Source organism: Winogradskyella sp. J14-2 (genome assembly GCF_001971725.1).
GTDB lineage: Bacteria > Bacteroidota > Bacteroidia > Flavobacteriales > Flavobacteriaceae > Winogradskyella.
In genome coordinates this window covers 637,966-664,347 of sequence record NZ_CP019388.1, presented here as the reverse complement: position 1 = coordinate 664,347, position 26,382 = coordinate 637,966, and the positions used below count along the sequence as shown (strand labels likewise).

At 33.0% G+C, this 26,382-nt stretch carries 29 protein-coding genes; 20 read left to right on the top strand and 9 right to left on the bottom strand.

Annotated elements, in window-relative coordinates:
• The first annotated feature begins 41 nt into the window (after positions 1–41).
• From BWZ20_RS03125 to BWZ20_RS03110, 4 genes are all read left to right on the top strand, one after another.
• On the top strand, positions 42–683 hold the full coding sequence (locus tag BWZ20_RS03125; RefSeq protein ID WP_157358307.1) for a YiiX/YebB-like N1pC/P60 family cysteine hydrolase: 642 nt from the start codon (positions 42–44) through the stop codon (positions 681–683).
• Positions 684–816: 133 nt separating this feature from the next.
• A complete protein-coding gene (locus BWZ20_RS03120; protein WP_076616147.1) occupies positions 817–2,394 on the top strand; it encodes a tetratricopeptide repeat protein in 1,578 nt (525 codons plus the stop codon).
• Positions 2,395–2,605: 211 nt separating this feature from the next.
• The gene (locus BWZ20_RS03115) at positions 2,606–3,139 is read left to right on the top strand and encodes a RidA family protein (RefSeq protein ID WP_083677144.1); all 534 of its coding nucleotides are present in this window, start codon (positions 2,606–2,608) and stop codon (positions 3,137–3,139) included.
• Positions 3,140–3,231: 92 nt separating this feature from the next.
• Positions 3,232–3,555, top strand: a complete 324-nt coding sequence (locus BWZ20_RS03110; protein ID WP_076616142.1) for a YtxH domain-containing protein — start codon at positions 3,232–3,234, stop codon at positions 3,553–3,555.
• 273 nt (positions 3,556–3,828) lie between these two features.
• Here BWZ20_RS03110 and BWZ20_RS03105 read toward each other — a convergent pair whose 3' ends face one another.
• Complete coding sequence (locus tag BWZ20_RS03105) at positions 3,829–4,467, bottom strand: alpha/beta hydrolase (RefSeq protein WP_076616139.1); 639 nt, start codon at positions 4,465–4,467, stop codon at positions 3,829–3,831.
• Positions 4,468–4,616: 149 nt separating this feature from the next.
• Between BWZ20_RS03105 and BWZ20_RS03100 the strand changes: the two genes are divergently transcribed.
• The 5 genes from BWZ20_RS03100 to BWZ20_RS03080 all read left to right on the top strand — a co-directional run bounded on the left by BWZ20_RS03100 (position 4,617) and on the right by BWZ20_RS03080 (position 9,327).
• Positions 4,617–5,042 carry a PaaI family thioesterase gene (locus tag BWZ20_RS03100; protein WP_076616135.1) on the top strand — a complete coding sequence of 142 codons (426 nt, stop codon included), beginning with the start codon at positions 4,617–4,619 and terminating at the stop codon, positions 5,040–5,042.
• A 3-nt stretch (positions 5,043–5,045) separates the two neighbouring features.
• A complete protein-coding gene (locus tag BWZ20_RS03095) occupies positions 5,046–6,161 on the top strand; it encodes a chorismate-binding protein (protein WP_076616131.1) in 1,116 nt (371 codons plus the stop codon).
• A gap of 30 nt (positions 6,162–6,191) precedes the next feature.
• A complete protein-coding gene (menD, locus tag BWZ20_RS03090) occupies positions 6,192–7,952 on the top strand; it encodes a 2-succinyl-5-enolpyruvyl-6-hydroxy-3-cyclohexene-1-carboxylate synthase (RefSeq protein WP_076616128.1) in 1,761 nt (586 codons plus the stop codon).
• 102 nt (positions 7,953–8,054) lie between these two features.
• The gene (locus tag BWZ20_RS03085; RefSeq protein ID WP_076616124.1) at positions 8,055–8,393 is read left to right on the top strand and encodes a DUF2853 family protein; all 339 of its coding nucleotides are present in this window, start codon (positions 8,055–8,057) and stop codon (positions 8,391–8,393) included.
• Between the two features lie 103 nt (positions 8,394–8,496).
• Positions 8,497–9,327, top strand: coding sequence for a S1 RNA-binding domain-containing protein (locus tag BWZ20_RS03080; protein WP_076616121.1), 831 nt, complete (start codon positions 8,497–8,499; stop codon positions 9,325–9,327).
• On the opposite strand, the gene BWZ20_RS03075 is transcribed toward BWZ20_RS03080, so the two are convergent.
• Positions 9,319–9,747 carry a hypothetical protein gene (locus BWZ20_RS03075; protein WP_076616119.1) on the bottom strand — a complete coding sequence of 143 codons (429 nt, stop codon included), beginning with the start codon at positions 9,745–9,747 and terminating at the stop codon, positions 9,319–9,321. The two genes, BWZ20_RS03080 and BWZ20_RS03075, sit on opposite strands and share 9 nt — an antisense overlap.
• Positions 9,748–9,896: 149 nt before the next feature.
• Positions 9,897–10,304, bottom strand: a complete 408-nt coding sequence (locus tag BWZ20_RS03070; protein WP_157358306.1) for a hypothetical protein — start codon at positions 10,302–10,304, stop codon at positions 9,897–9,899.
• Positions 10,305–10,421: 117 nt separating this feature from the next.
• Here BWZ20_RS03070 and BWZ20_RS03065 point away from each other — a divergent pair, with 117 nt between their 5' ends.
• From BWZ20_RS03065 to BWZ20_RS03055, 3 genes are read left to right on the top strand one after another with little or no spacing between them, the layout of a single operon-like run.
• Positions 10,422–11,261, top strand: coding sequence for a 1,4-dihydroxy-2-naphthoyl-CoA synthase (locus tag BWZ20_RS03065; protein WP_076616113.1), 840 nt, complete (start codon positions 10,422–10,424; stop codon positions 11,259–11,261).
• 11 nt (positions 11,262–11,272) lie between these two features.
• Complete coding sequence (menA, locus tag BWZ20_RS03060; RefSeq protein WP_076616110.1) at positions 11,273–12,181, top strand: 1,4-dihydroxy-2-naphthoate octaprenyltransferase; 909 nt, start codon at positions 11,273–11,275, stop codon at positions 12,179–12,181.
• Positions 12,182–12,216: 35 nt separating this feature from the next.
• A complete protein-coding gene (locus tag BWZ20_RS03055; RefSeq protein ID WP_076616108.1) occupies positions 12,217–12,894 on the top strand; it encodes a metal-dependent hydrolase in 678 nt (225 codons plus the stop codon).
• On the opposite strand, the gene BWZ20_RS03050 is transcribed toward BWZ20_RS03055, so the two are convergent.
• Complete coding sequence (locus BWZ20_RS03050; RefSeq protein WP_198034967.1) at positions 12,895–13,737, bottom strand: winged helix-turn-helix domain-containing protein; 843 nt, start codon at positions 13,735–13,737, stop codon at positions 12,895–12,897.
• Between the two features lie 113 nt (positions 13,738–13,850).
• Here BWZ20_RS03050 and BWZ20_RS03045 point away from each other — a divergent pair, with 113 nt between their 5' ends.
• From BWZ20_RS03045 to BWZ20_RS03035, 3 genes are read left to right on the top strand one after another with little or no spacing between them, the layout of a single operon-like run.
• Positions 13,851–15,563 (top strand): S41 family peptidase, encoded by a 1,713-nt coding sequence (locus BWZ20_RS03045; protein ID WP_076616102.1) that lies wholly within the window; start codon positions 13,851–13,853, stop codon positions 15,561–15,563.
• Between the two features lie 12 nt (positions 15,564–15,575).
• Positions 15,576–16,226: a YceI family protein gene (locus BWZ20_RS03040; RefSeq protein WP_083677143.1), complete on the top strand. Its 651-nt coding sequence runs from the start codon at positions 15,576–15,578 to the stop codon at positions 16,224–16,226.
• Positions 16,227–16,229: 3 nt separating this feature from the next.
• Positions 16,230–16,826 (top strand): hypothetical protein, encoded by a 597-nt coding sequence (locus BWZ20_RS03035; RefSeq protein ID WP_076616098.1) that lies wholly within the window; start codon positions 16,230–16,232, stop codon positions 16,824–16,826.
• A gap of 138 nt (positions 16,827–16,964) precedes the next feature.
• On the opposite strand, the gene BWZ20_RS03030 is transcribed toward BWZ20_RS03035, so the two are convergent.
• Positions 16,965–17,867 carry a sterol desaturase family protein gene (locus tag BWZ20_RS03030; protein ID WP_076616095.1) on the bottom strand — a complete coding sequence of 301 codons (903 nt, stop codon included), beginning with the start codon at positions 17,865–17,867 and terminating at the stop codon, positions 16,965–16,967.
• Between the two features lie 129 nt (positions 17,868–17,996).
• Between BWZ20_RS03030 and BWZ20_RS03025 the strand changes: the two genes are divergently transcribed.
• Genes BWZ20_RS03025 through BWZ20_RS03010 form a run of 4 tightly spaced genes read left to right on the top strand, consistent with a single transcriptional unit; the run spans position 17,997 to position 21,719 of the window.
• Positions 17,997–18,644: a DUF2490 domain-containing protein gene (locus BWZ20_RS03025; RefSeq protein ID WP_232217135.1), complete on the top strand. Its 648-nt coding sequence runs from the start codon at positions 17,997–17,999 to the stop codon at positions 18,642–18,644.
• A gap of 13 nt (positions 18,645–18,657) precedes the next feature.
• A complete protein-coding gene (locus BWZ20_RS03020) occupies positions 18,658–19,698 on the top strand; it encodes an o-succinylbenzoate synthase (RefSeq protein ID WP_076616088.1) in 1,041 nt (346 codons plus the stop codon).
• Positions 19,695–20,633, top strand: a complete 939-nt coding sequence (locus BWZ20_RS03015; protein WP_076616085.1) for a CPBP family intramembrane glutamic endopeptidase — start codon at positions 19,695–19,697, stop codon at positions 20,631–20,633. The genes BWZ20_RS03020 and BWZ20_RS03015 overlap by 4 nt, the downstream gene beginning before the upstream one ends.
• Before the next feature lie 3 nt (positions 20,634–20,636).
• The gene (locus BWZ20_RS03010; RefSeq protein ID WP_076616083.1) at positions 20,637–21,719 is read left to right on the top strand and encodes an AMP-binding protein; all 1,083 of its coding nucleotides are present in this window, start codon (positions 20,637–20,639) and stop codon (positions 21,717–21,719) included.
• 93 nt (positions 21,720–21,812) lie between these two features.
• Here BWZ20_RS03010 and BWZ20_RS03005 read toward each other — a convergent pair whose 3' ends face one another.
• The 3 genes from BWZ20_RS03005 to BWZ20_RS02995 all read right to left on the bottom strand — a co-directional run bounded on the left by BWZ20_RS03005 (position 21,813) and on the right by BWZ20_RS02995 (position 24,218).
• A complete protein-coding gene (locus BWZ20_RS03005) occupies positions 21,813–22,670 on the bottom strand; it encodes a flagellar motor protein MotB (protein WP_076616079.1) in 858 nt (285 codons plus the stop codon).
• Between the two features lie 105 nt (positions 22,671–22,775).
• Positions 22,776–23,768 carry a glycosyltransferase family 2 protein gene (locus BWZ20_RS03000; protein ID WP_076616076.1) on the bottom strand — a complete coding sequence of 331 codons (993 nt, stop codon included), beginning with the start codon at positions 23,766–23,768 and terminating at the stop codon, positions 22,776–22,778.
• A complete protein-coding gene (locus BWZ20_RS02995) occupies positions 23,769–24,218 on the bottom strand; it encodes a type I restriction enzyme HsdR N-terminal domain-containing protein (RefSeq protein WP_076616073.1) in 450 nt (149 codons plus the stop codon).
• A 48-nt stretch (positions 24,219–24,266) separates the two neighbouring features.
• On the opposite strand from BWZ20_RS02995, the gene holA reads away from it, so the two are divergent.
• Positions 24,267–25,274, top strand: a complete 1,008-nt coding sequence (gene holA, locus BWZ20_RS02990) for a DNA polymerase III subunit delta (RefSeq protein ID WP_076616070.1) — start codon at positions 24,267–24,269, stop codon at positions 25,272–25,274.
• Here holA and BWZ20_RS02985 read toward each other — a convergent pair whose 3' ends face one another.
• Positions 25,275–26,366 carry a T9SS type A sorting domain-containing protein gene (locus BWZ20_RS02985; RefSeq protein WP_076616067.1) on the bottom strand — a complete coding sequence of 364 codons (1,092 nt, stop codon included), beginning with the start codon at positions 26,364–26,366 and terminating at the stop codon, positions 25,275–25,277.
• Positions 26,367–26,382 lie beyond the last annotated feature (16 nt).

Here is a 26,382-nt window from a genome sequence, read left to right as displayed (position 1 = left end):
GCTCTAATTTCGTCGTATTATACACGTAAATTGACAAAAGTTTGAAGATTAGCATATTATCAAAAACAGCATTACTCATTGTTTTAATTTTAATAATGTCTTGCACAACAGCAACCACTATTAAGTCTGGTGATATTGTCTTTAGAGGTGCCTCGCAAAGTGATTTGTCTGAAGCCATTAATGAGGTAACACAAACCGAAAAAGCTACAAACTATACGCACATGGGCATGTGTAGTGTAGAGGATGAAAAAGTTTTTGTCTACCACTCAGATTTAGGCAAAGGTGTGGTAAAAGAGCCCTTAGAGTTATTTTTAAAGCCAGACGATTCTTCAAATTATACAGCAGATATATACCGCATTAAAAATAGTACCCAACCACAAATAGAAAATGCCATTTCTAAAGCCATTAAATTACTTGGTGAGCCTTACAACGTTACTTACATATTAGAAGACAAAGGCTATTACTGCTCAGAGTATATCTACGAATTGTTTAAAGAAGACGGTGTGTTTACCCTAGAACCTATGACCTTTAAAAATGCTGAAACCGATAGCTTCCACAATGGTTGGATTACGCACTACAAAGATTTAGGGATAGAAATACCAGAAGGCAAATTGGGTTGTAACCCAAATGGTATGGCAGCCTCTGAAACTTTAGATTTTGTGAAAAAAATAAATAAAGGCTGAAATTACGTAGTTCTACGTATTGACTTTTTGAGTTAAAAATGCAAACTTCGCTTATCGGTGGATATAAATCATTGAAACAGATTCATATCCAAATCGTTGTGTGTAACACGAACCTAGCAACCAAAGAAAATAAATGGAAGAGAAAACAATTGAAATAATCAAAACCATTGGAAGTCAATGGAAGTTTTTATTAGTCGTATTTTTTATTGTCATTTTCATTATCAAATGGAAAACAATTTGGTCATTTATAAGCAATTTTACACAGGTCAGAGTAAAACGAGGGGAAACTGAATTTGAATTACACCGAAAAGAAGACAAAGAAGAGGATGAAGTGGGTAATCAAGAAAAAGCTAAACCTAAGGAAGAATCATTAGAAGATGATAATGAGGAATTAGAAGAAGTAAAGGATAACGGAAATGTTTTTATTCAATATCACGAAGCTTTACGTGAGAAAAAATTTAAAGAAGCAAAAGAATTATTGGATAAAGTTTTATTAGAAATAGAAGACCCAAATCGGAAAAAGGAAGAAGTTGTTAGAATTTTCTATTTACGTCATCAATATGGTGATACATCGGCATTCAAAGAACTTGAAGGATATACAAACAAAATTGAAAACGATAATGAGAAGAAATCTCACGGTTTTTATTATTTAAGTTTAATTTATAATCAGGCAAATAATTATTCCAAAGCAGTCAATTTGGCTAAACAGGCTTTGGAGTTAACAAATAACAACCAGCAAAAGGCTTATTGTATTTCAAAAATTTCGGATTACCATTTAGAGAATGAAAATTCTGAAAAATCTTTAGAAATAATTATAAAAAATATAGATAAAATTGATGAAAATGAGCCAAAAGTAACGTTATATAGAGCATTAGCAAATTACTATAAGAAAACTGAAAATAAATTATTGGAGTCAATAGCGTACCAAAAAGCACACGAGTTGACACCAAATAATACTAATTTATTATTTGATGCTGCTTATAATTACAGCGAAACTGAATATAAATTAAAAGATTTAGGTCTTTTATTTTATAAAAAGCTTTTGGGTTTTGACCCTAAAGCCCAAGGTTCTTTAAATAATCTTGGTGTAGCTTATAGGAATTTAGGCCTAGAAATAAAATCAACCGAATATTACAAAAAGGCATTTGAATTGAAAAATAGTTTAGCAGCTTCAAATATTGCTTATCAATTAATTCATTTAGGCTTTGTGCAAGAAGCAGAAGAATATTTGAAAAAAGCAGAGGAATTTGAAAATCCTCACGAAAATGTTTTTGAAGCAATTTCATCAATAAAAACAAAAATCACTAAAGAAAAAGCAGAAGAAGAAAAGATTATAAAAAGAGCAAACAAAAAGCTAAGATTTTTTAATCACTTTGGTAGCGCTGCTTTCACCTCAAAAATAATCGATGTAAAAACATCTAACAATTGGATTTATAATGAAAACCAAGTTGTTGTTTCAAAAAAAGACCAGATAATTGAATTAACTTGGGAAGTTGGAGAAGAAAAGCATATAATTAGTGGTATTTTAATAAACAATTCGATTACCGCTACATATAAAAAACCTAAAAAGAATATTTACAGCTATAGTGAGGCAAATAAATATACTTATAAAGATTTAAAAGGGTTTGGATATTTGATATCAGGCAAAAAAATGGCTTTCATCTTTGAATTTGAAAATGAAATAATTGATTTAAACATCTATGAAAAATAAAGTACTAAACACAACATTGGCTATAAGTAATTGCTTGTTCTCGCCTACTTCTGAAAATCCTCGCGGATTTTCAGCTTGGTGTGTACTTGCAAATTTAAGTGCTAAACCACGCAACTACTCATAGCCGAGACCGATAAGCGCCACACAAAACGCTCTCCCTAAAAATGCCATAGAACGAAACCAATTAATTAATCACTAAACCATCAAGATTATGAAACAGCTAACCAACCAAAAAAATTTGTTCGTAATGCTTTTTGCATTAGTTCTAGGGTTTCAAAGTTGTAAACAACAACCTCAAGAAGACATTAAAGACGTAGAAAAAGAGGTTATCATTAAAGCTGAAAAGCCTGAGTATTTTCTGTTACGACCAGATGTAGAAAAAGCCTATGGTTATTCTCACGCCGTAAAAATTGGAAATAACATTAAAATATCTGGTGCGGTTAGTATGGATGATAAAGGTAACCCAACAGCTGTTGGTGATATTGAGCAACAAATGAAAAACTGTTATGCCGACTTAGAAAAAATATTAAAGCACTTTGGCTGTACCTTTGATGATGTCGTTAAAGAAGATATTTTTACTACTGACATGGCTTCTATGCTCGAAAAATCTGCCCACAGAGCCGAAGTATACAAAAACGGTTTTCCTACAGGTTCTTGGCTAGAAGTCAAAGGATTGGCACTTCCTGAGTTTATGGTAGAAATTGAATTGGAAGTCTATAATCGGAGTAGTGTTACTAATTTTTAGATTTAAGCCTTTGGCACTGAATTTGTTTGTAACAAAACATAATATTTTACTACCAATACGTAAAATGAGGTTTAACTTAAAAAAGAAAAATTATGATTCAGTATAAAGGAGCATTAGTATTAGGAGCATTAATTGGTGCAGCCGCAGGTGTGTTATTAGCACCTGATAAAGGCAGTACTACGAGAGATCACCTAAAAAAAGAAGGCAAGGAGATAAAAGACAAACTTGTAGATGACTTTACAGAAGTAAAAGAAGATTTGTCTAAAGCTGCAAAATCTGGTAAAGACAAGTTTAAAGAAGATATGAAAGACTTTGCTTCTAAAGCCAGTTACAAAACAGAAGAAGCCATTACCTTTTTAGAAAAGCAATTGGCTATTCTTAAAGAAAAGAATAAGACCTTACAGCAAACAAGTTAGTAATAAAAGCCACAATGTAGTTGTGGCTTTTTTTATGTCATTGTCAGCTTAGCGTGGCAATCTTTTAATTGAATTTGTCATTCTGAATTTATTTCAGAATCTCATTAAACTGATTTTCAAATTATTTCAGAATCTGAAACGCGTTCAGATTGACAGCTTTATCCTATTTTACTTCCGTCATTGCGAGCGTAGCGTGGCAATCTTATAAAAAGAAGTTTTATTCAAGAGATTACCACGTCACTACGTTCCTCGTAATGACGATTCTTTTTAAATCTAAACCAAATCATTAATATAGTCTACATTGACCACATGCTTGCCTTCAAAAGGAAGAATCTTCAACCTTTTACCAAAGAGTTCTTCCGCACGTTGCGACTCTTGCGCTATTCGTTCTGCATCTAAATATTCGTCTTCGGTGCCATAAATGAGTTTTACTTTAGTGTCTTTAGAGAGATACTCAAAGTCTTTAGCGGTGAGTTCCTTTGGAATGCCACCAGAATGCAGCACCAATTGCGAACATTGCAGTTGTCGTTTAGCCAAATAACGCATAGCCACACTCACGCCTTGGGAATACCCTAAAACAATAAGGTTTTTATTTTCAGGAATATTTTCAGCTTCAAAAACAGCATCAAAATAATTAAGAATGTTCTGCATGCCGCTTTCGGTATTGTCTCTTGTTAACCAATTGGCACCAACATGCATTTTTGGTTGAATGTAATATTTGCTGGGTGCTTGAGGAGCTATAATATAGTTTTCTTCAGCATTTAGGTGTTTAAAATAGCGTAAAAAGTAACGGCTTAGGTAACCCATACCATGACACACAAACCACACATTTTTAGTGTGTTTGGTAAGCGTGTTTAGAGTAGAGTAGGAGTTACGCGTTGTATATGTTATTTCTTTTTCTACTGAATTCATTATTCTTGGTAGTTTCAGTATTTTTGTGATTAATGATTAACTTCCTCTCGGCAAGCCTAAGAGGTATTCAAAGAATACAATTTTAAACATTCCGACGTGAGTATCGGAGAATTTAAAACTCGATTATCGAGTAAAATTAAACTTTTTATATGCAATTATCTAAGGAAATGATCTTGGCAAAGGCCAATGAAGTCTCAAAAAACACCTTAATGGAAACGCTAAATATAGAGATGATAGACTATGGCGAAGATTTTTTGGTGGCCAGGATGCCAGTGACTCCAAAAGTACATCAACCAGATGGAGTGTTGCATGGTGGCGCAACTGCAGCATTGGCAGAGAGCGTTGGGAGTTTTGCATCGCACATATTTATAGATTTAGAGGAATATTTTGTTAGAGGTTTAGAGATTACTGCTAACCATCTAAAAAGCGTAAAGGAAGGTTATGTGTATGCCAAAGCCACATTTTTACACAAAGGTCGTACCACTCAATTATTAGATATTAGAGTTACGGATGAGCAGGATAATTTAATATCCATTTGTCGTTTGTCTACCATTTCATTACCACTTAAAAAGTAATAGATGACTCAAAATTCTTTTTTTGAAACTTTAGAGCGTCAACACCAAAACCAACTACCTTTTGTTGTATACAGCAGAGCCATTAATTCTATTATTAAGTGCTGGCTACAAAATGACGATTCCCTGTATACCACATCAGACTTTACAGAAAGCGGTTTTGTGTTTGCACCTTTTGATTTAAGTGACAAAAGCATATTACTTCCTGAAACTGAATGTGAGCACCTTACTTTAGAAATCTCTAATTTAGATTTAGAAGAGGATTTTAAAACTACAACTATTGAGAACTATGGTGAAGAACAGCATATGCAGCTTGTTACAAAAGGGATAGATGCTATAAAGCAAGGAGAGTTGTCTAAGGTTGTGCTGTCTCGTAAGGTTGAAAAAGATATAGAAAGTACAAATCCACTTACCATTTTTAGGCGTCTTTTTAATACCTACAAAAATGCGATGGTATATTGTTGGTATCATCCAAAAGTAGGCTTATGGTTAGGTGCAACACCAGAGTTATTGTTCAAGGTTGAAGGCAAACAACTCACAACAATTTCATTAGCAGGAACACAGCCTTATGTAGAAACAGAAGACGTCTCATGGACAAACAAAGAGTATGAGGAGCAGCAAATTGTAACCGATTATATAGTTCAGCAAATTGAACCTCATACCAAGGATATTAAAGTTTCTGATGTTGAAACGGTAAGAGCAGGAAACCTCTTACATCTTAAAACATACATACATAGTCAGATAAAAAGCGATAGTAACTTAAAATCTGTTATAGAAGCCTTACATCCTACACCAGCCGTTTGTGGTTTTCCGAAGGAAACATCCAGACAGTTTATTCTAAAAAATGAAAATTATAAACGCGAGTATTACACAGGGTTTTTAGGCGAATTGAATTTAAAAACTTCAAAAACCAGAAATACCAACAGACGTAATGTTGAAAACAATGCTTATGCTGTAGTAAGAAAGCATTCTAATTTTTATGTCAACCTGCGTTGTATGCAATTAAAGGATAAAAAAGCAGTAATTTATGTAGGTGGTGGTATTACTAAGGATTCAGTTCCGCAAAACGAATGGGAAGAAACCGTAAATAAAACTAAAACAATCGTTAACGTTTTAAGTTAAAACTAAGAGAATCCTTATCTTTGTTTTTTGATGAAATACTCTAAAATTCCCTTATCCCAAACGGTTGTTACACTATGCAAAACGCATAATGTTAAGCATATAATTATTTCGCCAGGAAGCCGAAATGCACCATTAACCATAGGTTTTACCCACGATGAATTTTTTAGCTGCTATAGTATTGTAGATGAACGTTGTGCTGCTTTTTTTGCGCTTGGTATTGCACAGCAAATACAAGAACCTGTAGCTTTGGTTTGTACCTCTGGTAGTGCTTTGCTTAATTATTATCCTGCGATTTCCGAGGCGTATTACAGTAATATTCCATTATTAGTGTTGTCAGCAGATAGACCAAAACACTTAATAGATATAGGCGACGGACAAACCATAAAACAGAAAAATGTTTATGGCGAGCACGTATTATATAGTACCAACCTAAAACTAGATTTAAAAGACAAAGAGCAAAAATCCTCAGATGATGAGCTGCCAATAATGCGAAGTATTGAGAATAAGCTTGAACGCTTTCTGGGTCTTCAAAAAGACATTCAAACCTATAACGAATCTGAAGTACATGATGCCATAACAGTGGCAAGATTAAAGTCAGGTCCAGTTCATATTAATATTCCTTTTGATGAACCACTTTATGAAACAGTAGATGAATTAAGCATAAATCCTAAACCATTCAATATAGCTGACCGAACAGAGAAAATAGACGAGTTTGAAATAAAAAGCTTATTGGATGTCTGGCATTCGGCAAAACGAAAAATGATTCTGGTAGGTGTATTGCAACCAAATTCTATAGAGGAGCAATGGCTACAAGAGTTAGCAGATGATGATAGTGTTTTGGTTTTTACTGAGACCACATCAAATTTACATCATCCTGATTTTTTCCCTGGAATTGATAAAATGATAGCTCCACTTGATGAGGAAGCGTTTCAATCATTACAACCAGATATCCTTTTAACATTTGGTAGTATGATTGTGTCTAAAAAGATTAAAGCTTTTTTAAGACAATACAAGCCAGAAGATCATTGGCATGTAGATTTATTTAATGCAAATGACACCTTTTTCTGTTTAGATAAACATATTAAATTAACTCCCAATACATTTCTAAAAACCTTTTTACCACAAGTAACACACCATACAAAAAGTGATTACAAGGTCAATTGGTTAAAAGTGAGACAAAAGCGCAGAAAGCTTCATGATGATTATTTAAAGACTATTCCGTATTCGGATTTTACGGTTTTTAATATGTTGCTAAAGAGTATTCCGAAGCAGAGTCAACTGCAAGTAGGTAATAGTTCTGCGATACGTTACACACAATTATTTCAATTAAGAAAAGATATCACTGTTTTTTGCAATAGAGGTACAAGTGGTATAGATGGCTGTACAAGTACGGCCATAGGATCTGCAGTGGCTAATAAACAACGCACAACATTTATATCGGGTGATTTAAGTTTTTTTTACGATAGCAATGCACTTTGGAACAATTATATTCCTAAGACCTTTAGAATCATTGTTATAAATAATGAAGGCGGTGGTATTTTTAGGATTTTACCAGGTCATAAGAATACCGAAAATTTTGATACTTACTTTGAAACCAAACACCATTTAACCGCCAAGCAACTATGCGAGATGTATGGGTTTGATTATTATAAAACCACTGACGAATCCTCTTTAAGTGTTGTACTAGATACGTTTTATAACCTCTCTAAAAAACCAAAACTATTAGAGATTTTTACACCATCTACCGTTAATGATGAGGTACTTTTAGAGTATTTTAAATTTGTAAAGTAATCAAATCATTAATTATCAATATTATGTGACTTCTTTACTTTTTAGGTGTCTAAAAAATGCTTACCTTTAAAGAGACAATTATTTAACCTAAAACAAAGTAAAATGAGTAAAAGAGACGAATTAATTGCAAAGTATGCAGCTGATTTAAAAGAAAAATGCGGTGTTAATCCAGATATGGATTTACTAACCAAAGTAACTGTAGGATTAGGCCCTTCAATTTATAATGCAGATTCTTCAACAGTATCTGGTTCTGATGAAGCTGAGTTAGCTACTGTTAAGAATAATTACTTAATTAAAAAATTAGGTCTTAGTGAAAGTGATGATCTAGATGGTGCAATTGCATCTGTAATGGACAAGTATGGTCAGTCTAACAGAAACAAATACAGAGCTGTTGTATATTACTTGTTATGTACTCATTTTAACAAAGCTTCGGTTTACTAGTAGACCCTGTAATATAAAATATTTAAGCCTTTCTATTGAGAGAGGCTTTTTTATTTCTATAATTTTCTACTTTTCTCAACCAACTTATTTCTAACTTTGCAGCATGATACATTTAGGAGAATACAATACTTTAGAAATACTACGAGATACTGAACCAGGTCTATTTCTTGGTGATGGCGAAAATGACGAAGTTTTATTACCAAACAGATATGTGCCAGAAGCATTTGAGATTGGCGATAAAATTGAGGTGTTTGTGTACTTGGACAACGAAGAACGTCCTGTGGCTACAACAGATAAACCTTTTATTAAAAAAGGGGATTTTGCATTATTACGATGCAACCAAGTAACTAATTTTGGGGCTTTTTTAGATTGGGGCTTGGTCAAAGAATTATTCTGCCCGTTTAAAGAACAAGCCTTTAAGATGAAATCTGGTGGTTGGTACCTAGTATATTGTTATCTCGATGAAGAAACAGAACGTTTAGTGGCGTCTAGTAAAACCAATCGTTTTTTAGATAATAAGGAACTCACAGTAAAACAATTTGATGAGGTTGATTTAATTGTATCTCATCCTTCAGAAATAGGTATGAATGTTATCGTTAACAAAAAACACCTAGGTTTAGTGTTTAAAGTTGATATTTATAAAGATATTAGTGTCGGAGACAGACTTAAGGGCATCGTTAAGAAAGTGCGAGACGATAATAAGTTGGATATATCTCTCAGCCAAATAGGTTATAGAAATATAGAGCCCAATGCAGAATTTATTCTCAATGAACTAAAGGATAATAGTGGATTTTTACCATTACATGATAAATCTAGCCCAGAGGATATAAAAGAACACTTGCAAATGAGTAAAAAAAGCTTTAAGAAGGCTGTAGGCTCACTTTACAAAGACAGATTAATAACCATAGAGGACAACGGCATTAGATTAATTTAATTGATCGCTAAAATCATTTCCTAATCGTTGTTGTATGGTGTTTAGGCTCTCGTACAAGTTGTTAAAACAAATGTCTTTCCATTCGCAAAAGCTACTTTCAATTTCAGCATTCATCCGTGTAGCATTAGTATAACTAACTATGCCATAAGCAGCTAAGTTTGGTAGTTTTTGTCTGGCTTTTTTTAGATCTAATATTGAAATAGAATATGAGTTTATTCTATTGGCAATAATCCCAAACGGTCTAAAATTACCATAATGCTTTTTTATAGATTTAAGTGTAGGGTTTACGGCATTTAAATCAATATGCGCACCTTCGTTAAACTCAATGACTGCAATGTCTTTAAAAAAATGAGTAACCCCAAAATCTGTTGAATTTTGGTCTATGATTTCTGACGCAAACTCTGTGTGTTCAATTCCCATGATCTTTAAATTTTAATTATAGCTAAACTTTAAATTATGACATCATAAAGCTATAATTAGACACATGTTTTAAAGGTTGGTCACATAAATAAATGAAAAACAGAATATTATATGTTTTAGACAGGAGATTAGGCCTTAATAAACACAGCTTATTCAATACAAGAAAGTGTATTTTCAACCCAATCAATAGCTCCACCGAGATCTCTAAAAGATTTTCTGTTGAACTTAAAAAAGCGTTCTTCAATTTCAAAGACCCTCTCGGTTATTGAGTTATGTGCCACAACAGCATAAGCTTTTACGTTAGGAAACGTTTTATTAAATCTATCAGCATCAGAAAGATTTATAGAATAAGAATTAACCCTATTGGCAATAAAGCCAAAAGGTCTGTTTTCAAATTGTGATTTAATGATAGTTGCTACTTCACTAAAGTTTTTAAAATTTATGTCTACACCTTCGTTAAATATCGCAATTATATACTTTTCATTATATTGTAGCTTACCTATATTTACTTCTTTAAATGTATAATCTTCATTATCAATCATAAGGGACGTAATCATTACATTGTAAAAAATTAAGCCGCAAATATAGTATGCATGCATAGTAAATTCAAACAAAATTTAGTCTTTAAGCATTATTATTAATTCCTTATTTTTGTTCTCAAATTTTTGAAAGATATGAGCCATATAGATTGGAAAGTTGCCAAATCTTATGAAGATATTACCTATCACAAATGCAATGGAGCGGCAAGAATAGCCTTTAATCGTCCAGATGTACGAAATGCCTTTCGTCCAAAGACAACTTCAGAACTTTATGATGCATTTTATGATGCAAACGAAGATGTAAATATTGGTGTCGTTTTACTAAGTGCAGAAGGCCCATCATCAAAAGATGGTATTTGGAGTTTTTGCTCTGGTGGAGACCAAAAAGCAAGAGGTCACCAAGGCTATGTTGGCGAAGATGGTTATCATAGGTTGAATATTTTAGAAGTTCAGCGCCTTATACGTTTTATGCCTAAGGCTGTTATAGCGGTGGTACCTGGTTGGGCAGTAGGTGGAGGACATAGTTTGCACGTAGTATGCGATCTTACACTTGCCAGCAAGGAGCATGCAATATTTAAGCAAACCGATGCTGATGTTACAAGTTTTGATGGTGGCTATGGTTCAGCCTATTTAGCCAAAATGGTAGGACAAAAAAAGGCGAGAGAAATATTCTTTTTAGGCAGAAACTACTCTGCCCAAGAGGCTTTTGAGATGGGTATGGTAAATGCTGTTGTGCCACACAATGATTTAGAGACTACTGCCTATGAATGGGCTCAAGAAATATTAGCAAAATCGCCAACATCAATAAAAATGCTAAAATTTGCTATGAACTTAACTGATGATGGTATGGTTGGTCAACAAGTTTTTGCCGGAGAAGCTACTAGATTGGCTTACATGACGGACGAGGCCAAGGAAGGTCGTGATGCATTCTTAGAAAAAAGAAAGCCTAACTTTCCAAAAAAGTGGATTCCATAAAAATAAGGGTAATGAAAAAAATGAAACCGTGGCTTTCTGCCATGAGACTGAGAACTTTACCGCTTTCTGTTTCTGGAATCATCTTAGGAACCTGCTTTGCTATATACAACGGTCGTTTTAGTTGGTGGGTCTTAGTATTAGCTATTTTAACAACCATAAGTCTTCAGGTTCTATCTAATTTAGCCAATGATTATGGTGATGGTGTAAAAGGTACTGATAACGAGGATAGAGTTGGCCCACAAAGGGCTATACAAAGTGGTATTATTACACCAGACGAAATGTTAGAGGCCATAAAATTTAATATAATAGTAGTTATCATCCTCACGTTATCGCTAATTATGGCTGCTTTTGGACCAGCAAATTTCTTGTTCTTATTGCTTTTTATGTTTTTGGGTGGACTATCAGTTTATGCCGCTTTAAACTATACAATGGGCGATTCTCCTTACGGTTACAAGGCCTTGGGCGATATTTTTGTATTTATTTTTTTTGGTCTAATAAGTACCATAGGTAGTTATTTACTCTATGTACATACCATAGACCACGTGGTTGTTCTACCTGCAATAGCTCTCGGTTTACTCAGTGTAGGTGTTTTAAATCTAAATAATATGAGAGATTTAGAAGCAGATGCTAAAGTTGGTAAAATCACAATTGCCGTAAAGTTAGGTATTAAGAGGGCTAAACAGTATCATTATGTTCTTATAACGGGTGCAATGTTAACTGCTGTGGTTTTTTCAATTTTATACTATGTAGAAGAATCTTACAACTTTTTGTATCTCGCTGCTTTTATTCCCCTCGTAATTCATTTAAAAAAGATTAAAGCAGCAAAAGCGCCCAACGAATTTGACATTCAGTTAAAAGTTTTGGCAATGTCTACATTTCTTTTTGCCCTGTTATTAGGTGTTGGATATATTTTGTATTAATTTTAATATAACATTACATTTAAATCCATCTAAAAATGAAAATTACATTTTACGGTCATGCATGTTTAGGTCTACAAATAAAAGATATTCACATTTTGGTAGATCCATTTATATCTGGTAACGAAAAAGCATCAAATATTGATATTAACAGCATTAAAGCAGATTATATTTTAATAACGCACGCGCACCAAGATCATATTTTAGATGTGGAAAGCATTGCAAAACGAACAGATGCAACTATTGTCTCTAACTACGAAATAGTAGTACATTATCAAAATTTAGGGTTCAAAGGTCACCCGATGAATCATGGTGGCTCATGGAATTTTGATTTTGGTAAGGTAAAGTATGTTAATGCAGTCCATACATCTTCATTTCCAGATGGTAAATATGGTGGACAACCTGGTGGATTTATAATACAAACAGACAAAAAAACTTTGTATATAGCGGGAGATACAGCACTACATTATGATATGAAAATTATAGGGCAAAATTATGATTTAGATCTTGCCGTTTTACCAATTGGCGATAACTTTACAATGGGTGTTGAGGATGCAATTATTGCCACCAGATTTTTAAAGTGCGATAGAGTTTTAGGGTATCATTACGACACATTTGGTTTTATTGAAATAGATAAAGTAAAAGCCAAAGCCAAATTTGACTCTAAATTGAAAACACTTAAGTTGTTAGATATAGGCGCTAGTATGGATGTTTAGTTACTCTATTTCTAACTTATAACCAATACCGTGTGCATTTGTGAGCTTTATTTTGGGGTCGTCTTGTAGTTTTTTTCTAAGTTTAGATATGTAGGTATCTAAACTTCTACCCACTACCACACCGTTATCTTCCCATATACGCTTAGTGAGTTCCTCTCTAGAAACAATTTCATTAGGTTTTTCAGAAAGTATTTCAAGGATTTCGCATTCTTTTTTAGAAAGGCTTATTTCGGTAGCTTGTTTTATTAATTTATGTTGTTCAGGATAAAATATAAAACTTCCAAGTTGTATGCGATCATTCTCATCTTTTTGAGGTTTTAAAGACGCTTTTCTTCTTAATATTAAGAATGCAGTTAACCCAATTAAAACTATAGGTATGGATAAGAGCCAAAAATTAAAACCTGCCTCATCTTGCTGAAATTTGATATAAAGAAAGTAGCAAGACTTTGGTAAAACTCTGCCACTACAAGGCACTAGATCCGTGTCTTTTTTGTTTTTCATTTGGTAGCTATAAGCAATATCCACAGCATTACATTTCAACACTTCAATAATGTAATTAGAAGGTAAATCTGCTTTTTTAAAACGTTTTTCAATAATATCTACCAGACGACCAGGATCAATGGACAAATGGTTTTCAAATTTTAGTTTATACGTTTTTGAGTTGATTTCTTCAATGGGTAAAACCAAAGAAGTGAAGTCTTTTTCATCCAATAGCAATTCATGACCAACAGCTCTAATGGCCACTTTTACTTTATCTGGATTAATTTCTCGTACATTTTGAGCACACGAAAAGAGTGAAACAATGATGAGATAAAAAAGGCCAAAGGAATAATAATTTTTCATAAGCAATGTAAAGAACAGCATTTTAATAACTTTTTACAAGGCTTCACATTTCTTTTACACTTTTTTGACACTTTCTAAGTGCTGTAAAAGTAGTTTTGGATAAAATCATAGAAATGAAAAAAGTACGCTTTATCTTTTTATTATCCTTTCTTTTTGGCTGCCAAAATCACCAAAGTGATGCGCAACCCAATACGCATTCAGTTAAAACCAAAAACTCAATAAGCCAAGTTTTAAAAGCTAATGGGCATAAAACGATTAAAGAAAGAATAGCGTTGTACAACCAATTAAAACGCAAAGAACCTAATACATATAATTTTGAAAACAAGGATGAAATTACAATGTATGGCTATGGTTTGCTATGGGAAAATAATCCTAGAGAAGCTTTAGAGATTTTTAAGTTGATCGTAGAGCAATTTCCTAATTGGTATAATGCTTATGATAGTTTGGGTGAAGCCTATTTTAATCTCAACAAAATGGATTTGGCCTTAAAAAATTATAAAAAATCCTTAGCGATGAATCCAGACAATTTTAATGCAGAGGATATGATAGAGCGCATTAAATTTCCTAATAAAAAACCCTTAACACCTGCCGAAAAATTCACAAAAACCTATAATGTTAAAGCTTACAAAGCTGATTTAGATGAGCTGGCCAACAAATTATTAGAAGTTCATCCTAATGCATTAAAGTTTATTTCTAAAGAAGATTTCTTAAAAACGGTAGAAGCTAAGAAAGCATCTATAAACCAAAACACCACTTATGCCGAGTTCTCTTGGTATTGCCGTGAGATTATTTCAAATATTAACTGTTCTCATACTTCCAATAATTTTTCGGTAGATTGGGATGCATTGCCCATACCTTTATTATTTCCTTTAGATGTAAGATGGCTCAATGACAGGTTGTATGTAATAGAAGCTGGTACCAATAATAATAAGGTTTCTATAAAAGATGAAATCGTTAAGATTAATGGCTTGCCTGTTGCGGCTATTATTACTGAGATCTATAAACATATTCCATCTCAAGGCCACATAGAATCCTATAAACGCCATCAGTTTAATTATTGGGCAATAGCGATGATTTCGTATGCACTTAATTTTCCTAAAACCTACACAATTCAAATAAAAGGACAGCAAGCACCAATTGTATTGAAACCATTAGATGCTTATCCAAGTTTTAAAGCGTCTTTTACAAAATCTTGCGCAGACAATTTGTGTCTCGATTTTAAGGATGCTGAAACAGCAGTCTTAACCATTTCGAGTTTTAACTATTACCCTTGGAATAATCTTAATGAATTTGAAAATTTTATAAACCAAAGCTTTAAGAAGATTAATGAAAAAAATATAAAAAACCTCATTGTAGATCTCAGATTTAACGGTGGTGGCTCACCCCAATCTAGCATTTATCTTTTAAGGCATATAATGGATAAACCATTTTCCTATTTCTTAAATTCAGATAATGAAAAAGAAAACATAATATACAGACCAATAAAGAATACTTATAAAGGAAAGCTTTACTTTTTAATAGACGGTAACGGTAATTCTACGACGGGTCATTTTATGGCTATGGTAAAATACCACAATTTAGGCACCATCCTTGGCGAGGAGTTAGGCTCTAACCACTTCTGTACGGCCGGCCAAACGGTACTGAGATTAAAAAACACAAGGTTCGAATATTATGTAGCTAACGCAACTTCTCAGTTACCTCTTACAGGGCTTGATCCATCTAGAGGTATACTTCCAGATTATGAAGTAGTACAACCTATAGATGACTACCTAAACAACCATGATTCTGTTAAGGAATTTACTTTTAAACTCATTAAAAATCAATAAAATACATCAATTATGAAACGAACAATTATTCTATTAGCTTTTATCTTAGCATGTGCTTTAAACAGCTGTAAAAACACATCAGAGCCAGATAATGATAATTTACTTCTGGCAAATGAAGAGAAGCCAGAGGTTGTTGAAGCCAATCTAAATGAAAATACAGAAATTAATCTAGAAACCAGTATTGTAAACTGGAAAGGGTCAATGCTGTTTAGCTTTGGCAATCATTATGGAACGGTAAAATTTAAAGAAGGCTCTGTGGAATTTAAAAACAATGAAATTACAAGCGGAAATTTTGTAGTAGACATGAATACCATTGTAAACACAGATGGAGAATACAGTGAGGATTTAATAAACCACTTAAAAAATGAAGACTTTTTTGAAGTAGATAATTATCCTGTATCAAAATTAGAATTTATAAATTTTGAAAAAGTTGAAGACAATAGGTTTAAAATTGAAGCCAATCTCACTATTAAAGATATTACCAATGTTATAACATTATACAATGTTGAGGTTTTACCTAATGAAAAAAAGATTTATACCAAATTTAAAATTGACAGAACTGATTTTGGTATAAACTACAGCTCAAAAGGAGTTGCAAAAATTAAGGATTATGCTATTTCAGACGCCATAGAATTTGAAGTAGAGTTATTTTTAAACCACTAACATATGAGAAGAGACTTCGTTTTAATATCTGCGGTTTTTTGTTTTTCGTTTAGTCTTTCGCAAACTGATAAAAGTGAAAACCTCTTAATAGTAGATAGTTTGTGGACAAAGGAAGTGTTTAAATTTCCCATTCATTTTGCCCCTAAAATAGACTATAACGGATTTGAAGAAGCGTATTTTCCCAACGATTGGTCTAACCAAGACAGTTTAGAGTATTGGTCTTATGCGTTCGCTTGGAGCATAAATGGCAATACCGTAATTAATGAAACTACTTTAGAACGCGATTTAAAATTATATTTTGATGGATTAATGAATGTTGTTAATAAAGACAAAACTATTGAAATTCCAGAAACCTTTGCAGTATTCTTACCAACAAGTAAAAATAATTTTAGAGGAAAAATAAGGTTGTATAACGCATTTCATACAAAAGAAATTATGATACTCAATGTTTTGGTAAGCACATTTAGTTGTACAGAGCAAGATAGAACTATAGTATTATTTAGGTTTTCTCCAAGTAGTTTTGAAGATAAAATCTGGAGTACCTTAAAGCGAATAAAATATAATACCAGTGCTTGTGCATCAGACATTAGTGATAATTAATATAGTGTCTTAGTAGGCTTTACATCTTAATTTTCACTATAACTTCGAAAAAAAAATTAAATAAATACCTTTGGTTTTGCCAATGCAACAGCAATATATGCGCGAGCAGTTTAAAATAAAAGTGTTTTTTAAATGTTATTATTTCTTTTTAGAATTCAACCATTCTTGCCTCAGATCATTACTTAGTTTTCCTGTGCCATCATGTTTCCAGCCAGGTGGCTTTATAAGATAATTAAAACGATTTTTTAAGGATTTATGTCCGGTAAATATGTCTTTTAACAATTGCCACCATTCAATGAAGGCTATCTTTACGGGATTGTAAGTTTTTATATTGGTTACCAAACCGTATGTTACTTTTTCATCCTCCAATTCGGGTTGAAAAGTTCCAAAGAGTTTATCCCAGATAATCAGAATACCAGCATGATTTCGGTCTAGATAAATAGGGTTACTTCCATGATGAACTCTGTGATGCGAAGGGGTGTTAAATATAGCTTCAAACCAACGAGGCATTTTGCTAATGGCTTCAGTATGAATCCAAAATTGATACAACAAACTAACGGACATTTGTAATAATATCATGGCAGGATGAAACCCTAAAAGTGGTAACCATAGCCAAAAAACAAAACTATAAAACCCACCTGACCATGTTTGCCTCAAAGCTGTACTTAAATTGTAGTGTTGAGAAGAATGATGAACCACATGCGATGCCCAAAATAAACGACATTGGTGTGAAATTCTATGAAACCAATAATAAGCTAAATCATCAGCGAAAAACAACAAAACAAAAGACCACCAAGTAGGCGGAATAGTAAATAATCTTAAATTATTATATACCCAAAATAAAGCTAGCCATACCAAGCCTTTACTAGCAAATCCTAAAAACACATTTCCTAAACCCATTGCAATAGAAGCAAAGGCATCTTTGGGTTCATAACCTTTGGTTTCACTGAATTTTTCCCTTGTTGTTACATATAACTCTAGCAGCATAGAAAATACAAAAACAGGTATTGCAAAGTGAATAATGTTAGGGAATTCTGGCATTATTTAAAAGGATTTTTTTTGAAAAACATTAACTTATAGCTAATAGAAGATGCTTATTTTTATAGTTTCAATTTATGAATAAAATTTATGAAATTAAAGCTATTGTTTTTTCTTTTGCTAATTACAAACATGGAAGTATTTTCTCAAGTTGAAGAATCTAAAACTGGTGCGTGGTATATGTATTTTTTTAGTCATCAGTTTAAAGATAGTCAATGGGGATTTCAAGGGGATTTTCAGTATAGAGATTGGCAAGGGTTAAACGATATGGAGCAGTTGTTACTGCGCTCTGGTGTAACTTTTTCTCCAAAAGATGCAGGTGTAAAATTTACATTAGGGTACGGAAATGTAACCACTGGTGAATATGGAGATAGTAATAATACATTCTCAGAAAACCGAATTTATCAAGAAGCACTAATTTCCCAAAAATTAGGAGGAAGATTTTACCTTACCCATAGATTTAGGTACGAGCAACGTTTTGTAGAGCATCAAGATTTTAGAACACGTTATCGTTATAATATATTTCTAAATATTCCAATACAAGGAAAAGAATTGGCTCCTAAAATTTTTTATGTAGCTTTTTACAATGAATTGTTCATTAATGGCCAACAAGATATTGGCGATGGTAGATCAGTAGAACTCTTTGACAGAAACCGAACTTATTTGGGCTTAGGGTATGTTTTAAATCCAAAAATTAGATTTCAGTTAGGTTGGATGAATCAAAAAACAGATGCTTGGGGAAAAGGACAATGGCAGATTAGTATGCATCACAACTTATAAAAGAATAGATAATATGCAAGCAACATACCATAAGTATACGCTTAATTTTAAACGACCAAGTGGTACCTCTAGAGGTGTTATGACTACTAAGGAAACATGGTTTATTATTGTTAAAAGTGAAAACAAAACCGGAGTAGGTGAGTGTGGTATTTTAAGAGGACTTTCTGTTGATGATAGACCAGATTATGAAGAAAAATTGAAATGGGTATGTAAGAACATCAATTTGGGTTTAGAAACTTTGGTCAGTGAGCTTGTTGAACTTCCAAGTATTCAGTTTGGTATTGAGATGGCTTTTAAGTCTTTAGAAAGCGAAGCTCAATTCAATTTGTTTCCGTCGCAATTTACTCAAGGACAAGATACAATACCAATTAATGGCTTGGTTTGGATGGGAGACGAAGACTTTATGCGCCAACAAGTTAAAGAAAAAATTGAAGCTGGTTTTAATTGTATTAAACTAAAAATTGGTGCTATTAATTTTCAGACCGAGTTAGACATTTTAAAATCCATAAGAAAAGAGTTTTCAATTTCAGACATAGAATTGCGAGTCGATGCCAACGGAGCGTTTCAGCCAAAAGAGGCTTTAGAAAAGTTAAAACGTCTTTCAGAATATCAATTGCATTCTATAGAGCAACCCATAAAACCAAAGCAATACGAAGATATGGCAAAATTATGCGAAGTTACACCTTTGCCTATAGCTTTAGATGAAGAGTTGATTGGTGTTTTTTTAGAAGAAAAAAAACTAGATATACTTCAAACTATAAAGCCACAATATATTATTCTTAAACCAAGTTTAATTGGTGGTTACAGCGGAAGTTTACAATGGATTAGAAATGCAGAAGACTTAAATATAAAATGGTGGATTACAAGTGCATTAGAAAGTAATGTGGGATTAAATGCTATTGCACAATGGACCTATACATTAAATAACACCATGCCTCAAGGTCTTGGCACAGGAAGCTTATTTACTAACAATTTTGCTTCGCCATTAACGGTAAAAAATGGTACTTTGCAATACGATATTAATAAAGATTGGAAATTTAAATTAAACGAATGAATTATATACAACAAGCTTACAAAGGACAAAGAGAATTATGGATGTTTATCTTAACTACTATACTAGTAGCTGGTATTTTTATAGGTAATTTTATTGCCTACTTATATACAGATCCTGCAGATTTAGAGGCCGCTTACCAAATGATGAAAAGCATACCATCTAGCCTTAATTTAGCAATAAATCTTATTCCATTTGCATTTTTACTAGGCTTACTTTTTATTTTGGTAAAGTACGTTCATCAGCGCAGTATTTTATCGTTAACTACAGCACGACCTAAGGTAGATTATGGTAGGGTATTCTTTGCTTTTATGATGATTGCAACCTTTACAATTGTTTCATTTATTATAAGTTACAACATAGATTCATCCGAAATTATATATCAGTTCGATTTTAGAAAATTTTCAATTTTGTTTGTTGTAAGTATTATTCTATTTCCGTTTCAGATTGGATTAGAAGAGTATCTGTTTAGAGGGTATTTAATGCAGCATATTGGAATTATAGCCAAGAATAAGTGGTTTCCGTTAATTCTAACATCTGTTTTATTTGGTATTGCACATAGCGCTAATCCTGAGGTAGCTAATATTGGTTTCTGGAAAATGATGATATTCTACATCGGCACAGGTCTGCTTTTAGGCATTATGACCTTAATGGATGATGGTTTAGAACTCGCTCTAGGGTTTCACTTAGGTAACAACTTGTTGGCATCGCTTTTAGTTACGGCAGATTGGACAGCCTTACAGACAGACGCCATCTTTAAAAGTACTGCAGAACCATCGATGAGTATTATTGGCGAAATCTTAATACCAGTATTGGTTGTATATCCAATTATGTTATTAATTTTATCGAAACGATATGGTTGGAAAAACTGGCAAGAACGCCTGTTCGGAAAAGTTTTAGAGCCACCAAAGGAAGATTATAAAATTATTGGAGAATAAGTTATGACACCAAATTACGATAAAGTTCATAATCGTTTTAAGCTAAACGGATTACATTATGATCACGAAGCGTTAAAAGAGGTAGCTTACAGTTTTATAAAAGAGGGAGCGCCATACGAAAAAGCTACAGGAAACTTCTTAATAGACTGGCTCAATGATAAAGATTTCATAGAAGTAAAAACTTCGGGATCTACAGGCATACCAAAGCTTATAAAATTAAAAAAACAAGCTATGGTAAATTCTGCTATTGCTACAGGCGATTTCTTTGGTCTAGAACCAGGTAATACAGCTATAGACTGTTTGCCAAGTCACTATATAGCAGGTAAAATGATGCTAGTTAGAGCTATGATTTTAGGTCTAGAGTTAGATCATGTAGAACCAAGTGCACATCCAATGTTTGATTATGAAAAACATTATAATTTTTGTGCTATGATTCCCTTACAGTTAAAACATACCTTAAAATACACAAACAATATTGAAACACTAATTATTGGTGGCTCTAAAGTTACGCGTCCTTTAATAGAACGTATTAAAACGTGTAATTCAAAGTTTTTTGAAACTTATGGCATGACTGAGACAGTAACACATGTTGCGGTGAGGCAACTTCCGTCTAAAGCGTCTAAAGGCGAGAAATACTTTAGTGCAATTCCTAATGTAACGTTCTCTCAAGATGAGAGGCAGTGTTTGGTAATTAATGCCTCTAATTTAGTTGAAGAATCATTAGTGACTAATGATATTGTAGATTTAAAATCTGAAACTAGTTTTCAGTTATTGGGCCGTTTTGATAATGTTATCAACTCTGGTGGAGTTAAATTATTCCCAGAACAGATAGAAGATAAGTTACAGCCTGCTATTGATGAGCGTTTTATTGTTGCAGGGGAAGAAGATGAAACTTTAGGTGAACGTTTAGTTTTAATAGTAGAAAACCCAAGAGATTCTGCTGATAGTATAGCCAACAGAATACGTTTTATTAAAGGCTTAACTAAGTTTGAAGTCCCTAAACATATATATACAACTGACAAATTTGTAGAAACTGTTAATGGAAAAATACAACGCGCCAAAACTATAGAGTCTGTTTTAGGATAGGTCTTCTCATTTAACTATTTACACCCAAGATTAAAACAAAAACCCAATGCAAACGCATTGGGTTTTTAGTTTAAGGTTATTTGAGTTTAAAAATTAATTTCCTGCAGAAAGATTTTTCATTTCTTCTTCAATCATTTCGTAGAATTCATCAATTTTTGGAAGAACGATTATTCGGGTTCTTCTATTTTTAGCTCTGTTTTCAGCAGTATCATTTTCTACTAACGGTACGTGATAACTACGACCAGCCGCAATTAATTTTTGTGGATTTACATCTAAGCTTTCTAATACACGTACTACAGATGTTGCACGTTTTACACTAAGATCCCAGTTATCTAATAGTGGAGGTTTATTGTAAGGTACGTTATCGGTATGCGATTCTACCATAGCTTCAAAATTTGGCTTGCTCTTAATAACTTTAGCAACTTTACCTAAAATTTCTTTGGCTCTGTCAGTTACATTGTAGCTACCGCTTTTAAATAATAATTTATCAGCAATAGAGATAAAAACAACACCTTTCTCTACATTAATTTCAATGTCTGGATCGTTAATACCAACCTCTTTCTTTAAGCTGGTAACTATTGCTAGTGTCACACTATCCTTTTTAGTTAAGGCATCTTGTAAGCGAGAAATCTTTAAATCTTTTTCTTTTAAGCTTTCTAAAGATTTCTCAAGGTTTTCAGCGCCTTTTTGAGTTAAGGTTGTTAGGTTCCCTTTAGTATCTATTAAATCTTGGTTAGCTTTACGTAAATCTGCCAACTGGTCTTTCATGGTTTCCACTCTGGCGTTTGCAGCAGCAGCATCAGATAGACATTTATTTAATTTTACAGTAGCACTGTTAAGTAAATCTTGTGTTTCTTGTTGTTTTGCCTCAAGCGCTGCATATTCTTTCTTCGATACGCAAGATGCAAGCAACACCATTGAGCAAACACTTAATAACATTAGTTTTTTCATAATTTTCACTATAGTTTAAATTGTTAATTTTAACATATCAAAATTATACAAAAGAAAATAGGCTTGTACACAGATTAACAAAAATTTTAACAGTTTTATAAACAGTTAAAACGTTTGTTTTCTCTTTACAAAATAAGACCAAACAATTGAAGAGGTTTGGTAATAATTAGGACGTTTTTTGAGTGTTTTACGTTTCTTTAAAACATTACTCAAATTGAGATAAAAAGAACCATGAGCTTTTAAGATAGCAATGAAGTGAGCAGGTTTTAATCGCAGTAAAAACATAACACCTGCAACACCATCTAAAAGCATTCTCATTATAGCCTTAGAAAACACATTACTGTTAGTGTTTTTAACTAGCGTTATAAGACTGTTTCTAAAGTTGAGGTATGTCTTTTTAGGGTTGGAATTATTTAAGGTTGCGCCACCAACATGATACACTGTGGATGTACCAACATATTTTGTTTTAAAATTACTATTGAATGCGCGCCAGCACAAATCTATTTCTTCCATGTGTGCAAAATAGCTTTCGTCAAAACCGTTTAAAGTTTTAAAAACTTCGTTCTTTATAAAAAAACAAGCGCCAGAAGCCCAAAAAATATCTGTGATATCATTGTATTGTCCTTTATCTTCCTCGATGCTGTTAAATATGCGACCTCTACAAAACGGATAACCATATTTGTCTATGAAGCCACCTGCAGCACCAGCATATTCAAATTTAGACTTGTTTTTGTAGTCTAATATTTTTGGTTGAAGGATGTCTGGTTTTACTTCAGAATTGAAAGCTGTTAGAATTCCATTGAGCCAATTCTCAGTAACTTCGATATCGCTATTTAGAAGGCAGAGTAGTGGTTCAGAAACATGTTTTAAAGCGTCGTTATAACCTTTGGCATAACCGCTATTTTCAGAATTTTGAATAATACTAACCTCTGGAAAAGACGTTTTTAAAAATTCAACAGAATTATCGGTAGAGGCATTATCTGCAACATAAATTTTAGCATCTTCAGAATATTTCAAAACCGAAGGTAAAAATTGCTCTAGTAGCGCTTTTCCATTCCAGTTTAAAATAACAATTGCTATATCCTTGTCGCTGTACATTTATGCCTTTTTATAGTTAGGAATATCTCTTAAAAACTGATAACGCTCCGCTTCAGTATCCATTTGGCAATAATAATGATTTATGCCATTTGTTACCATGAGGAATTCGGCATTTAACGCTAAATTATAACGTGCAATTTGGTCAAAAGTATTTTGATTTATGGTAATGTCGTGCGATTTGCATTCAACAATAAGAAGAATACTACCATCGGGATTAAAAATTACAATATCGTAGCGTTTCTTTAAGCCATTAATGTTTAACTCCTTTTCAACATTAATCAAAGATTTAGGGTATTTCTTTTCGTTGATGAGATAATGTACACAATGCTGCCTTACCCATTCTTCTGGTTGAAGAATGATAAATTTTTTCCGAATGACATCAAAAATAGAAATTTTATTTTCTGTACTTTTGAATCGGTATTCAAACTGTGGAAAGTTGAGTTTTTGCACTTCACAAAATTAAAATTATAATAGCAATCACACAAACAAAATAAGAGATTGGACGAGGTAAAAGCATTAGTAGCAGACATAAAAAAAGGACAAATTAAACCCATCTATTTTTTAATGGGTGAGGAGGCATACTACATTGATAAGATTTCAGATTTTATTGAAGATAATCTTTTGGATGAAGCCGAAAAAGGGTTTAACCAAATGGTGCTTTATGGAAGAGATGTTACTATAGACGATATCGTAAGTAATGCCAAGCGTTATCCTATGATGGCAGAGCGTCAAGTAGTTATTGTTAAAGAAGCGCAAGACCTTAGTCGTACCATAGAAAAGCTAGCATCGTATGCCGAAAACCCACAACCAACAACGGTTTTGGTTATTAATTATAAGTATAAAAAAATTGATAAACGCAAAGCGTTATACAAGGCAATAAACAAAAACGGTAGTGTAGTTTTTGAAAGCAAAAAACTCTATGATAATCAGGTTCCGGATTGGATAAGACGTGTTCTAAAAGGACAAGGTTATGATATTTCGCCAAAAGCAGCGCAAATGCTGGTTGAGTTTTTAGGAACCGATTTAAGTAAAGTAAATAATGAGCTCAATAAGCTAAAAATTGTTTTACCAAAAGGCACACAGATTACACCAGAGCATATTGAAGAAAATATAGGAATAAGTAAAGATTATAATAATTTTGAACTTCGGAAAGCTGTGGGTGCCAGAGATATTGTTAAAGCACAGCGTATTGCAAAGTATTTTGGTGATAATCCTAAGGACAATCCTATGGTGGTAACTGTAGGGCTGTTGTTTAATTTCTTTTCACAGTTGTTACATCTTCACGGCATGACAGACAAAAATCCAAGAAGTGTAGCTTCGGCATTAAGGGTTAATCCTTATTTTGTTAATGAGTACCTTACAGCAGCTCGCAATTACCCAATGAAAAAAGTAAGTGCAGTGGTTGCTTTACTTAGGGAATTTGACGTTAAAGGCAAAGGTGTTGGTGCCAATGCAGTACCACAAGGCGACTTACTTAAAGAGTTATTGGTAAGAATAATGGGTTAATTACTCTATTAGCAAACGGCTTCTTATTGTATTTTTTTCAAAAGCAGCTTCAATAGTTATAAGATATATTCCAGAAGTTAAATCTGAAACATCAATGTTTTTTTTGTTTGATGTTTTTACCAATTGACCAGTTATATTATAAATTTTAGTTTGAAGACTATCCTCGCTCAATGTAATTTGTGTTCTAGCCGGATTTGGATAAAATGAAATTGGTGTTAATTCAGTTTCATCTAAAGAAAGGGTAGAGGTATTAAAACTATACAAAGCTGATTGAAGTGCACCAGTTTCTTCAGCTGTTATGAAATACTCGTTTGCGTTAAGAGGATATATACCTTCAATCTGAAACGAATAATTTTCTGGTACAGCAATAGATGTTTTTGTAACTGTTCCGTTAGAAAATAGCCCAGAGTTAAATCCGCTTAATTCAATTAAAAATGCGCCATTACCATCAAATCCAGTCATAATAATTTCGTTACTTGTTGCGTTGAATGTTGCACCAGATACCAAACCGCCAGCTGTAATACTATCAACCATAGAAATGCTATGTGAGCCAGGTGTTTTAGGTAATTGGTAAATGTTGGTGTTGCCATCTAGCCAATTTCTGGTAAATACATAAAGACTGTTATTATAATGTATTAAACTTTCTGCATCAAAATTGGTAGCAAACGGACTTGTTGTAAAATCTGTTTGGTCTGCATAGCTAAAGTTAATGACATCTGCAGTAATAGACGTGTTATTCAAATAATCTGAAATAGCAATTCTGTATACCTTCAAATCAGCTCTGTCCCCTTGGTAATTACCAAAATCGCCAATATAAATGTAGGTACCATCTTGCGTAAGATCTTCCCAATCAACATTCGTAGCATTGGTAATGGTTACTGTTCGGGTTACATTTCCTGTAGAAATATCTATATCAAAAAGTTGATTGGTATTTGCACTGTCGTTATGCGTAATCAATATATTGTTAATGTACAATAATCCTGAGGTTTCATTGACGGTTGCGTCTAATGAAGTTTCTAAAGTAAACTGTTGCGCATTGATACCTAAAAAAGATAAAGCCAAAAGCAGAATAAAACAGCGCGAACGTCTCATATTTGATATTTAAAAT